Below are 12125 nucleotides of genomic sequence, written 5' to 3'. Positions count from 1 at the left end.
GGGCCCGCGTGCGGGCAGGTTAGAGTTCACCGATGCCCACGCCGGCCCGCAAACTCTTCGCACCGCTCACCGACCGCCCTGTCGGCTGGCGCGCGTACGCCGTCGCGACGGCGGTCGTATGCAGCCTTGCGGCGACCAGCGCGCTGCTGCTGCGCCATGTCGATCCGGTCAACATCGTCATGCTGTTTCCGCTCGCGGTACTGTTCGCGGCGGTGCGACTGGGACGCGGCCCGGCGGTCCTGGCGGCCTTCCTGTCGGTGGGGCTGTTCGATTTCTTCTTCGTCGCTCCGCACCTGACGCTCGCCGTCAGCGATCTGCAGTATCTCGTGACTTTCGCCGTGATGCTCGCGGTGGCATTGATCACGGCGGAGTTGGCGACAGGCCTGCGTGCGCAACGCGATGCGGCCGAGGAACGCGAAAAGCGGACGCGCGCGCTCTACGAAATGGGGCGCGAACTGTCGGGCGCACTGACGACGGAACAGATCGCCGAAATCACCGAACGCTTCGTGCATGACGGTTTTGGCGCCCATGCCGCATTGCTGCAGGCGGACACCGGCGACGACTCACCCGCGGCGAATGCACACTACCCGGCAAACAATTCGCGCCTGGTGCTCCCCCTGCAGGCGCCCACGCGCGGGCGCGAGACGCTGGCGATCGTTTGTCCCGGCGACAGTCCGGGCTTCACGGCCGAACAGCGCCAGCTGCTGGAAACCTTCGCCACGCTGATTGCGATTGCCCTCGAACGCGTGCATTACGTCGCTGTCGCACACGCGGCCCAGCTCGAAATGGCCTCGGAGCGCTTGCGTAACTCGCTGCTCGGAGCACTCTCGCACGACTTGCGCACGCCGCTCACGGCCCTGGTCGGACTCGCCGACACCCTGCAGCTGAGCACGCCGCCGCTTTCGGCTGAGCAAGCCGATCTGGTGCAGGCGATCCGCGACGATGCCCTGCGTACCAGCGCGCAGGTCAATAACCTGCTCGACATGGCACGCCTGCAGTCCGGTCAGATCCGGTTGCGGCGCGAATGGCAGCCGCTCGAAGAGGTCGTCGGCGCCGCCCTGCAGGCCCGCGCGCGGCAACTTGCACACCACCGCCTGAGCTTCGATCTGCCCGCCGAGTTGCCGCTGATCGAGGTGGACGCGGTGCTGATGGAACGCGCCCTGTGCAACCTGCTGGAAAACGCGGCGAAATACACGCCGCCCGGCAGCACGATCGAGATTGCCGCGCAGGCGCACGACACTCATGTCGACATCATCATCGCCGACGACGGGCCGGGGCTGCCGCCGGGCCGCGAACGCGCGCTGTTCGACAAGTTCAGTCGCGGGCAGGGCGAATCCGGCATCCCCGGTGTCGGCTTGGGATTGTCAATCGTGCAGGCGGTGGCCGAAGCGCACGCGGGCAGCGTACACGCGGAAAATCGCCCGGGCGGCGGCGCTCGCTTCGTCATCGAACTGCCGCGCGGCGAGCCGCCCGCAGTGCCGGAGCGTCACGCATGAAGGACGCAAGAATTCCCGCCCCCGTGGCGGTCATTGTCGAGGATGAACCGCACATCCGCCATTTCCTGCGCCGCGCACTCGAATCCGAGCAGTGGCAGGTCAGCGAGGCGGGCACCGCGGAACGCGGGCTGATCGAGGCGGGCTCGCGCAAACCGGATCTGGTGCTGGTCGATCTCGGCCTGCCCGACGGCGACGGTGTGGAGATGATCGCGCAACTGCGCGGCTGGTCGTCGGTGCCGGTGCTGGTATTGTCGGCCCGCAGCGACGAGGCCGACAAGGTGGCTGCGCTGGATGCCGGCGCCGACGATTACCTGACCAAGCCCTTCGGCGTGGCGGAGTTGCTGGCACGGGTGCGTGCACTGCTGCGGCGGGTGACGCGCCCACAGACGGATGGCTCGTCGCTGGTGCAGTTCGGTGAGGTCGAGGTGGATCTGGCGCATCGCGCCGTCACGCGCAAGGGCGAGCCGGTGCATCTGACGCCGATCGAATACAAACTGCTCGGCCACCTGATCGCCAACGCCGGGCGCGTGCTCACGCATCGGCAGCTTCTGGCGCAGATCTGGGGGCCCAACCATGTCGAACACACGCATTACCTGCGTGTTTACATGGCGGGCCTGCGACGCAAGCTGGAGCCCAATCCCGGTTTCCCCGCGCACATCCTGACCGAATCGGGAATCGGCTACCGGCTGCTGCTGTAGCGCGCCCTGTGTTCAGCGGCGCCAGAACACCGGGGTCATCACCACCAGCAGCGTGAATATCTCGAGGCGACCGAGGATCATCGTGAATGACAGCACCCAGATCTGGAAGTCGTTGAGTCCCTGGTAGTTCGCAGCCGGACCAACCGCACCAAGCCCCGGTCCGGCGTTGTTGAGGCAGGCCACGACCGCCGAAAACGCGCTGATGATATCGAGCCCGCTCGCCGAAAGCACGAGCGTCAGCACCACATTCGTCACCATGTACATGAAGCTGAAGGCAAGCACCGCGTGCAGGACATTGTCCGACACGGGCACATTCCCCAGGCGTACCGGCGCCACCGCGTTCGGGTGCAGTGAGCGGATCACCTCGCGGTAGGTTTGCTTGTACAGGATGATGGCGCGCATCATTTTGATACCACCACCGGTCGAACCCGAGCAGGCCGCGAAGCTGCACAGGAACAGGATCCACAGTTGCGCGAACATCGGCCATGCGGTGTAGTCGTAGGTGGCCAGCCCCAGCGAAGTGGCGAGCGAAATCGCGTGGAAGGCGACGTAGCGCAGCGTCTGGGCGACGTCTTCGTGCGCATTGAACGAAAGCAGGTAGGCCGTCAGGCAGACGATGCTGACTGCCAGCACAGCGAGGAACCACGGGATTTCCGGGTCCTGCGCGTAGGGCACCAGGCTCCGGTGGGCGAAGGCGAGGTAGTGTGTCGCGTAGTTGAAGCCTGCGAGCAGCGCAAACAACATTGTGACCAGTTCCACCGGTACGCTGTCGAAGAAGCCGAGGCTCGCATCCTTGCTCGAAAATCCGCCCAGGCCGGTAATCGAGAAGGCATGGATCAATGCCTCCCAAGGCGGCATCCCGGCAAGGTAAAGACCCAGCCCGCACGCGATGGTCAGCAGCAGGTACACCGTCCATAAGCCCTTCGCGGTTTCCGCGATGCGCGGCGTGAGGCTGGACTCTTTCATCGGCCCGGGCGCCTCGGCCTTGAATATCTGGCGTCCGCCGATACCGAGCAGGGGCAGGATCGCGACCATCAGCACGATGACGCCCATGCCGCCGACCCAGTGCATGAAGGTACGCCACAGATGGATCGAGATCGCCATGCCGTCGAGCCCGGTCAATACCGTCGCGCCGGTCGTGGTGAGTCCTGATGCGGCTTCGAAATAGGCATCGGTGAACGACAGTTGCGGCAGATAGAACATCAGCGGCAGACCGCCGAAAATGGGCACGACCGTCCAGGTCGCAGCCACCATCAGGAAGCCGTCGGGCACGCGCAGGTCGCGCCGCGCGCCGCGGGTGAGCCCCCACAACAGCGCGCCGGGCACGAAGGTCGCGAGGATCGCCATGTCGTAGGCTTCGGTCGCGCCGTCGTCGATGATGAACGACACCGCGAGGGGGAACGCCATCAGCAGGCCGAAGATCATGATGATCAGGCCGAGCGTGTTCAGCACCGGGAAATAGACGCGCAGAGCGCCATTGACCCGCGACAGCCTGACGACGCCGAGGGCGTTTGCGAGAATATTCATAGCGCCCGGATTCTGGCGCCGGGCGGGTTAAGAAATCGTAAAAATTGGACCCGAGTTCAGCCGCCCGCCGCGCCCCAGGCGGCCGGGAACAGCGTTGAGAGATCGAGGTGGCGCTCGATCGCGTCGGCAAGCCGGTCGAGGTCCGCTTCGCGCCGTGCGGCAAGATCGACGCTTTCGACTTCGCCGGCGCCCGCCCAGGCGAGCAGCGCTGATAACGCGGCGGGGGTGTCGAAGAGGCCGTGCAGATACGTGCCGAGGATCTGGCCGTCGCCCGACAGTGCGCCATCGCCGCGCCCATCGGCAAAACGCAGCGCCGGGCGGTCCAGGGCCGGGCCGCGGCTCACGCCCATGTGGATCTCGTAACCGGATACCGCCGCGCCGCCCGGCAACGACAGCGTGCCGCGAGCATTCTCGAGCCGCTTTTCCGCTTCGAGCACGGTATCCATGTCGAGCAGACCGAGGCCCGCGGCCGTCGTCGCCACACCTTCGAGCCCGAGCGGGTCGGCCAGCGTTGCGCCGAGCATCTGGAAACCGCCGCAGATGCCGACCAGCTTGCCGCCATAGCGCAGATGGCGCCGGATCGCCGCGTCCCAGCCCTGCGCGCGCAGCCACGCGAGATCGGCCTGCACGCTCTTCGAACCGGGCAGCACGATCAGATCCGCAGGCGGCATCGCCTGCCCTGGTCCGACCCAGCGGAAATCGACCTGCGGGTGCAGGCGCAGCGCGTCGAGATCGGTGTGGTTCGAGATGCGCGGATAGACTGGCGCGACGACCGTGAGGCGCGTCTCGCCTTTTTCCGCGCGCGCGTCGGCGAGCGCATCCTCGGCGTCGAGAAAGAGCCCGTGCAGGTACGGCAGCACGCCCAGCACCGGGCGGCCGGTGCGCGCTTCGAGCCAGTCGAGCCCCGGCTGCAGCAGCCCGATGTCGCCGCGAAAGCGGTTGATGACGAAGCCCTTGACGCGCGCCTGCTCGGACGGCGACAGCAGTTCGAGCGTGCCGACCAGATGCGCGAACACTCCGCCACGGTCGATGTCCGCGACGAGGATCACCGGCACGTCGGCGGCTTCCGCGAACCCCATGTTCGCGATGTCGCGGTCGCGCAGGTTGATTTCCGCGGGACTGCCCGCCCCTTCGACGAGCACGCACTCGTAGGCCGTGACGAGGCGATCCCACGACGCCATCACTGCCGCCATCGCCGTCGGCTTGTACGCATGGTAGTCGCGCGCCGACAGGCTCAAAGCGACCCGGCCGTGGATGACGACCTGCGCGCCGACGTCGGTCGAGGGCTTCAGCAGCACCGGATTGAAATCGCTATGCGGTTCGAGCCCTGCGGCCAGCGCCTGCAGCGCCTGGGCGCGGCCGATCTCGCCGCCGTCGACAGTCACCGCGGAATTCAACGCCATGTTCTGCGGCTTGAACGGCGCGATGCGCACGCCGCGGCGAAACAGCACCCGGGCGAGACCGGCAACCAGCGTGCTTTTCCCGGCGTCCGACGTCGTCCCCTGAACCATCAGCGCAACGGCATGTGGCATCGCGTAAAATCCCGCTTCGTTCAAAGCGGCGGATTATCGCCGATTAGATAAGCTCCCGCCGACGATTTCCAGGCTGATCGAGCCTGGCGCCGGCTTCACGGTACCTCCGATGACCCCGCTTCGCATCGCCCCGACACTTTGCCTTTGCCTCCTGCTCGCCGCTCCGCTGCGAGCGGAACTCGTCGTGGAGGACGACACCGGACGCCGCGTGCAGCTCGCGCAGCCCGCACGTCGCATCGTCAGCCTCGCGCCGCACGTCACCGAACTGCTGTTCGCGGCGGGCGCCGGGGCGCGGCTCGTCGGCGTGGTCGCGTACAGCGACTTCCCCGAGGCGGCGAAGGCGCTGCCGCGCGTCGGCGGCTACAGCAACGTGGATATGGAGGCGGTCGCGGCGTTGCGGCCGGATCTCGTGATCGCCTGGCGCAGCGGCAATCGCAACGCGCATCTCGACAAGCTCGCCGCGCTCGGGATCCCGGTGTTCCTCAATGAACCGCGCAGCCTCGACGACGTCGCGCGCAGCCTCGAGACCTTTGGCCGCCTCGCCGGCAGCGAACAGGCCGGCCATGCCGCGGCGGAGTCGTTTCGCGCCCGCAGGACGGAGCTTGCGCGGCGTTACGGCAAGCGGCCGCCGGTGCCGATGTTCTACCAGATCTGGGACGATCCGCTGATGACGATCAATGACGAGCACCTGATTTCGGACGTCATACGCCTGTGCGGCGGCAGGAACGTGTTCGGCACGCTGGCGCAGCTTGCGCCGTCGATCGGCGTCGAAAGCGTGCTCGCGGCCGATCCGGAAGTGATCGTCGCCAGCGGCATGGGCGAGGCGCGCCCGGAATGGCTCGATCGATGGAAACGCTGGCCGGGGCTGGCGGCGAGCCGGGCCGGGAACCTCTACTTCGTGCCGCCCGAACTCATCCAGCGCCACACGCCGCGGATTCTCGACGGCGCCGCGCAGCTGTGCGAATTTCTCGACGCGGCGCGCGCGAAGCGCGCCGTGCGCTGATCATCGCAACTCAAACCGGCCGCGACAACTGGTAACAGCCCCGCCACGCGAGGCGCGAGTCCTCCCACCACGCCCGGTCGAAGACCCACGCCAGCGTCGGCAGCAGCGGGGCGAGGCAGGCGTCCGCCACCGACATGCGCTCGCCGTGCGACACCGCGGCGCGCACGCGCAGCGCACGCAAGCGCTCGGCGACCGTCGGGTGAAAGCTGGCGCCCCGAACATACTCTTCGTCACCCGCCATCCAGCGCCTCAGATCGAGCAATCCCGGCATCGGCCGCCTGAAGCCCGCCATCATCCCGAGCCCCATGTCCCGGTACGGGCGAATCGACGGTTCCGGCTGCAGCCGGCTCTGCGCCATGACCTTGCGCCAGTAATCCTTGCTGAGAAAACGCTCCTTCAGCGCCACTTCGACCAGCGCTTCGCCGACCAGCCGTGCGCCGACGACGCGGGCGGCGACGGCATCCGCTTCGAACTCTTCGAGGCGCGACAGGCGCAGCGCGTCGCGCAGATCGCCCGCAAACCCCCGTTCGAGCCCGCGCCCGAGCAGCGGAATGCCGTCGATGCAGCGATCCAGCACGCGGAACCACCACGCGCGCAAGTGCCCCCCCCACGCGCCGAGCCGCTGCCGCTGGCACGCGAGATGGGCGAATTCGTGAGCGAGGATCGCGCAGAACTGGCGCTGCGAGACGCTGTGGGCAAGCGGCAGGCCGATGATCAGATGCGTCTCGATCGGTCCGGCCCAGCCCCAGCGCGGCCGTTGCAGGATCGCCGCGTTCATGTCGCCGCCGATCCATACCGCGTCGACGGGAATCCCGCCGAAGCGCTGGCTCATCTGGTCGATCATCGCATGGAGGGAGCGTGCCGCCTCGCGCGGCAGACGGACACCGCCGGGGCAGGCAGCCGGCGCGATCAGCCACCCGAGGACGCGCCAGGCCAGCGCGAACGCGACCATCGACACGGCTGCGGAAGTCGTTGCCACGGCCACTTTCCCATCGACGAGAAAACTCCAGGTCGCGAACGCGACGCGGCCGGCGATGGCGCCGAACGCGAGGACCATGCAGCCAACCAGCACCAGGCCGGCCAGCGCCTTCAAGCCGAGCCGCCGCGCCAGACGCGACCGGAGGCGTGACAAACGCGGGCAGGAAGCTTGCATCGACCGGCACCTGTAGACCATGGACAGAACGGGGACTATAACCGCCAATCGGCCGCCGAAACATCGTACAGAAGTGGTAGCGTGGCGCATCGTCCACACTTTGCGCAAGAATTTCGCTGCAGTGCCGCAAAAGCCCGTACAATCCATTTCTTAGCGTGCGCCCAGCCAATCGGCGACGCTCTTCCACAACGACCTTTTCCGGTCTCATTCCCCCGCCCGCCTCGATTGGTGTCACTCAGCTTGAGCGACAGGCCGTCGCTGGAGCAATTTTCTCGATGACATCAGAAGTAAACTTTGCCGGTCTCGGACTGGCCGAGCCGCTGCTGCGCGCAATTTCCGAATCCGGCTACACGACGCCAACGCCGATCCAGGCCCAGGCGATCCCGCTCGTGCTCGCCGGCGGCGACCTGCTCGCCGCCGCACAGACTGGCACCGGCAAGACGGCCGGCTTCACGCTGCCGGTGCTGCACCGCCTCTGCGCCGCCCCGGCCGCGAACCCGAAGGCGGGCCGACCGCGTTGCCTGATCCTGACCCCGACGCGCGAACTCGCGGCACAGGTCGAGGAATCCGTCCGGACCTACGGCAAGCACCTGCCGACGACCTCGCTGGTGATGTTCGGCGGAGTCGGCATCAACCCGCAGATCCAGGCGCTGAAAAAACGCGTCGACATCCTCGTAGCGACCCCCGGCCGGCTGCTCGACCACGTCGGCCAGAAGACGCTCGACCTGTCGGGCGTCGAGATCCTGATCCTCGACGAAGCGGATCGCATGCTCGACATGGGCTTCATCCGCGACATCCGCAAGATCCTCGCGCTGCTGCCGAAGCAGCGCCAGAACCTGCTGTTTTCGGCGACCTTCTCGGACGAGATCCGCAGCCTCGCCAACGGCCTGCTGCACAATCCGGGTTGCGTCGAGGTCGCGCGGCGCAACACCGCGTCGGAACTCGTGCAGCAGTCGGTCTATTCCGTGGCGCAGAAGCAGAAGCGCGATCTGCTGGTGCACCTCGTCAAGCAGAACGACTGGCACCAGGTGCTCGTCTTCACGCGCACCAAGCACGGCGCCAACAAGCTCGCGGAATACCTCGCCAAGCACGGCATCCCGTCGGCCGCGATCCACGGCAACAAGAGCCAGTCGGCGCGGACCCGCGCGCTGGCCGAATTCAAGGACGGGTCGCTGCCGGTGCTGGTCGCGACCGACATCGCCGCGCGCGGACTGGACATCGACCAGCTGCCGCACGTCGTGAACTTCGAACTGCCGAACGTTCCCGAAGACTACGTCCACCGCATCGGCCGCACCGGCCGCGCCGGTTCGAGCGGCGCAGCGGTGTCGTTCGTCGACTCGGAAGAGCGCCAGCACCTGACGGCCATCGAGCGGCTGATCAAGCGCACGATCGACCGCGAAGCGCTGCCGGCCTTCGCGATCGCGCCGGTTGACCCGAACGAGAGCGACGCCCGTCCTCCGCGGCCCCAGTCCCGTCAGCCGTCGCGACACAACGACGCGAACGCGCCGCGCCAGGCACGAACGGACCGCCCCGCCGGCCGACAGGCGGCCCACCCGTCGCCGGCCCGTGCTCCCGCCCGGCCGCGCGACGCCGACAATTTCGGCAATCGCGCCCCGCGCAGCGAGATCGAGGCCAACCGCGCACGTCCCGACGCGGACGGCAACCGGGCGCCGCGCAGCGAGATCGAGGCCAACCGCGCACGTCCCGACGCGGACGGCAACCGGGCGCCGCGCAACGCCGGGCCGAACGGCGCGCCACGCGGCGGTGACAGCGCCCGCCCGGCACCACGACCCGACGGCAACCGTCGCCCGCAACCGCGCCCGGCACTCTTCACCGCCAAGACGGGCGACCGCAACCGCTGACGCAATGAGCGCGGCGCCGGCCTTTCAGCCTCGCCGCGTGCCGACCAGCTTTTGATAAAGACCACCGAAGCAGGTGGTCTTTGTCCATTCGAAGCCGGCCGAACGCGCCGAGCGCGACTCGATGGCGGCGCCGAAAAGCGACTGCGCATAAGGCTCGAAGCTGCGGAATACCAACGACATCACCGGGCGCAGCGGGTGCCAGCCGTGCGCCCGGTGGTAATCGACGAACACGATCCTGCCGCCGGGCCGCACGGCCGCGAGCAGGTTGTCGACGATTCGGCAGCGCTCGGCCTCCGGCACCTCGTGCAGCAGGAAGAAACAGCACACCCCGTCGTACCCGTCGTCAACGACGCAGCCGGACACGGAAAGATCCGCCTGCCATACCCTCGCCTGCCGGAAACCCGCGAGCTTGCGGCGTGCGTTCGCGACCTGCAACGCGGCCACGTCGACGACATCGAGCGCGCCGCGTGCACCGACGCGCTGCGCGAGCAGCACCGAAAATCCGCCATACACGCAGGCCGCCTGCAGCACGCGCTGTCCGGGCGCGAACTCGGCGACCGCGTCGCGCATCAGCCGATCCGCGTTCCCCCACAGAATCGCCGAGACGACGCCGGGCCGATCGAGCCAGCGCAGCGTGCGCGGGTCGAGATAAGCCCAGGAGTAGGCATGGCGAAGATAGGCGGGTATCGCAACGTCACGGGCCGCGAGAGGCCCCGGGACGTGCAGCGCGGGGTCGGCGGGATTCGGTTCCATGCCCGCAAGCATAATCGAAGCCTGCCTGTTCACCGTTACCAACCACCCGCCGGCGGATTAAACACCCCGGCCCCCTGGCGCGCCGCCGCCCGGCATGAGCGCACGCTGCTCCATGCAGCAAAACCGCTGCTGCCCGCGAATCGTCAGGGCGGGCCCTGGCAAAATGTCATTGACATCGTCCGCGGCGACTCGTAAATTGCATTTGCCATATGGCATGAACCCGCCTGGAGGTACCACGTGAACAAACTGCTCCGTTCGCTGCTCTTCGCCCTCGCCTTGTCACCGCTGACGGTGTTCGCCGAAGGACCGGTCGACGTCAACACGGCCGATGCCGCCGCTCTCGAGACGGTCAAGGGAATCGGGCCGGCGAGGGCCAAGGCGATCATCGAATACCGCAAGGCGAACGGGGCCTTCGCGAGCGTCGACGATCTGACGAAAGTGCCTGGAATCGGGGATAAATCGATCGCCCAGTTGCGCGACCAGTTCACCGTGGGCAGCGCGAAAAAGCAGGTCGCGAAGTCGAAATAGCCTTTGCGCACCTTCGGCCGGCAGCGTCCGACGCAGCCGGCCGTTCAACTCCGGAGCTGGCGCGCATTGCCTAAAAAACAGGCCCGGCTCACCACAACGAGCGCGTGTCGAGCCACACCACTTGCGCGCCGCGGCGCCTGGCTTCACGGTACAGGTGCGCAGTGCCGCCGGCCCCGTCCGCCCCGCCGCCGTTCCACAGGCACAGGAAGCGCAGCCTCTGCGCCCCCCAATGGAGGGCGATGTCGAGCGACCACAGATTGCAGCGCTCGCAGGGGCCGGCGCCTTCGGGAACCGCGAGGTGAGCAAGCGTTATCGGCCGCGCCGGCATGATCAGCGGCGGCGAAGCGAGGCCGGCCTTCAATGCCTGGTAGCGCTCCCGCCAGCGCTCGCCGTCGATCGACGGCAGGATCTTGCATTCGACGAACTGCGCCTCGTCGAGCGGCAGCAGCATCTGCAGGTGCAGGCCGCGGGCGCGGCACGCTTCGAGAAACAGGATGTCGCCGCCGCTCGCCCCCTGTGCCAGCGCCAGATCGCCCGCGCCGGCCTGCCACGCGTCGAGCGCCTCCGCCATGCATCGTGCCGCAACGGCTTCCTGGCCGGCCGGGAAACGTGGCGTACGCCGGCCGGGCGTGTCGATGCGGTGGCCGCTGAACAGAAAAACCCGGCGCGGCACGAAAGGCAACGCAAGGGGAGAACTGGCCGTCACTTCAATTTCCTCGACGTCGCTGACAGAACGGCGACAATCTACCAGACCTCGCGAACGAGCGCTGCGGGGCACGGCCGGCGTGCGCCTGTATAATGGCCGCCATTTTCAATCGCAATCGGCAGTATCGGGGATTTTATGGCGGGTCATTCCAAGTGGGCCAACATCCAGCACCGCAAGGGTCGTCAGGACGCCAAGCGGGGCAAGGTATTCACCAAGCTGATCAAGGAGATCACCGTCGCCGCGCGCATGGGCGGGGGCGATCCGAACTTCAACCCGCGCCTGCGCCTGGCGGTCGACAAGGCGAAGGCCGAGAACATGCCGGGCGAGAACATCGACCGTGCGATCAAGCGCGGCACCGGCGAGCTCGACGGCGTCAGCTACGAGGAAGCCCGCTACGAGGGCTACGGCATCGCCGGCGCCGCGGTGATGGTCGATTGCCTCACCGACAACAAGACGCGCACCGTCGCCGACGTGCGCCACGCGTTCTCGAAATACGGCGGCAACATGGGCACCGATGGCTGCGTCGCGTTCCAGTTCAAGCACTGCGGCCAGCTGATGTTCGCGCCCGGCACGAACGAGGACGCGCTGATGGAAGCCGCGCTCGAGGCCGGCGCCGAGGACGTCGTCACCAACGACGACGGCTCGATCGAAGTCGTCACGGCGCCGTACGAGTACTCGAACGTCAAGGATGCGCTCGAGAAGGCCGGCTTCAGGGCGGAATTCGGCGAAGTCACGATGAAGCCGCAGAACGAGACCGAACTCTCCGGCGACGATGCCGAGCGGATGCAGAAACTGCTCGATGCGCTGGAATCGCTCGACGACGTCCAGGAAGTGTATACGTCTGCCGTACTGGACGAATAACGCGCC

11 protein-coding genes are annotated in these 12125 nt (G+C 67.5%); 6 read left to right on the top strand and 5 right to left on the bottom strand.

Features of this window, described 5'->3' with window-relative positions:
* The first annotated feature begins 32 nt into the window (after nucleotides 1–32).
* Complete coding sequence (locus GO606_RS06120; protein ID WP_169119209.1) at nucleotides 33–1496, top strand: DUF4118 domain-containing protein; 1464 nt, start codon at nucleotides 33–35, stop codon at nucleotides 1494–1496.
* 23 nt (nucleotides 1497–1519) lie between these two features.
* Nucleotides 1520–2194, top strand: coding sequence for a two-component system response regulator KdpE (gene kdpE, locus GO606_RS06115; RefSeq protein ID WP_343316182.1), 675 nt, complete (start codon nucleotides 1520–1522; stop codon nucleotides 2192–2194).
* Between the two features lie 12 nt (nucleotides 2195–2206).
* On the opposite strand, the gene GO606_RS06110 is transcribed toward kdpE, so the two are convergent.
* Both GO606_RS06110 and GO606_RS06105 read right to left on the bottom strand, forming a co-directional pair.
* Nucleotides 2207–3664: a TrkH family potassium uptake protein gene (locus GO606_RS06110; RefSeq protein WP_169119218.1), complete on the bottom strand. Its 1458-nt coding sequence runs from the start codon at nucleotides 3662–3664 to the stop codon at nucleotides 2207–2209.
* 113 nt (nucleotides 3665–3777) lie between these two features.
* Nucleotides 3778–5253: a cobyric acid synthase gene (locus tag GO606_RS06105; RefSeq protein WP_169119211.1), complete on the bottom strand. Its 1476-nt coding sequence runs from the start codon at nucleotides 5251–5253 to the stop codon at nucleotides 3778–3780.
* 109 nt (nucleotides 5254–5362) lie between these two features.
* Here GO606_RS06105 and GO606_RS06100 point away from each other — a divergent pair, with 109 nt between their 5' ends.
* Nucleotides 5363–6256 carry a cobalamin-binding protein gene (locus GO606_RS06100; protein WP_169119212.1) on the top strand — a complete coding sequence of 298 codons (894 nt, stop codon included), beginning with the start codon at nucleotides 5363–5365 and terminating at the stop codon, nucleotides 6254–6256.
* 10 nt (nucleotides 6257–6266) lie between these two features.
* Here GO606_RS06100 and GO606_RS06095 read toward each other — a convergent pair whose 3' ends face one another.
* Nucleotides 6267–7409 (bottom strand): M48 family metallopeptidase, encoded by a 1143-nt coding sequence (locus GO606_RS06095; protein WP_169119213.1) that lies wholly within the window; start codon nucleotides 7407–7409, stop codon nucleotides 6267–6269.
* A gap of 275 nt (nucleotides 7410–7684) precedes the next feature.
* Here GO606_RS06095 and GO606_RS06090 point away from each other — a divergent pair, with 275 nt between their 5' ends.
* Nucleotides 7685–9271, top strand: a complete 1587-nt coding sequence (locus GO606_RS06090) for a DEAD/DEAH box helicase (protein ID WP_169119214.1) — start codon at nucleotides 7685–7687, stop codon at nucleotides 9269–9271.
* A gap of 24 nt (nucleotides 9272–9295) precedes the next feature.
* On the opposite strand, the gene rquA is transcribed toward GO606_RS06090, so the two are convergent.
* Nucleotides 9296–10024, bottom strand: a complete 729-nt coding sequence (gene rquA, locus GO606_RS06085) for a rhodoquinone biosynthesis methyltransferase RquA (protein WP_246979404.1) — start codon at nucleotides 10022–10024, stop codon at nucleotides 9296–9298.
* A gap of 237 nt (nucleotides 10025–10261) precedes the next feature.
* Here rquA and GO606_RS06080 point away from each other — a divergent pair, with 237 nt between their 5' ends.
* Nucleotides 10262–10552, top strand: coding sequence for a ComEA family DNA-binding protein (locus tag GO606_RS06080; protein ID WP_169119216.1), 291 nt, complete (start codon nucleotides 10262–10264; stop codon nucleotides 10550–10552).
* Between the two features lie 88 nt (nucleotides 10553–10640).
* On the opposite strand, the gene GO606_RS06075 is transcribed toward GO606_RS06080, so the two are convergent.
* Complete coding sequence (locus GO606_RS06075) at nucleotides 10641–11258, bottom strand: hypothetical protein (protein ID WP_246979403.1); 618 nt, start codon at nucleotides 11256–11258, stop codon at nucleotides 10641–10643.
* 135 nt (nucleotides 11259–11393) lie between these two features.
* Between GO606_RS06075 and GO606_RS06070 the strand changes: the two genes are divergently transcribed.
* Nucleotides 11394–12119 carry a YebC/PmpR family DNA-binding transcriptional regulator gene (locus tag GO606_RS06070; protein ID WP_169119746.1) on the top strand — a complete coding sequence of 242 codons (726 nt, stop codon included), beginning with the start codon at nucleotides 11394–11396 and terminating at the stop codon, nucleotides 12117–12119.
* The last annotated feature ends 6 nt before the right edge of the window (nucleotides 12120–12125 follow it).

Source organism: Aromatoleum anaerobium, from assembly GCF_012910705.2.
GTDB lineage: Bacteria > Pseudomonadota > Gammaproteobacteria > Burkholderiales > Rhodocyclaceae > Aromatoleum > Aromatoleum anaerobium.
The sequence above is the reverse complement of the archived record's forward strand: the minus strand, read 5'-3'. Positions and strand labels throughout refer to the sequence as shown.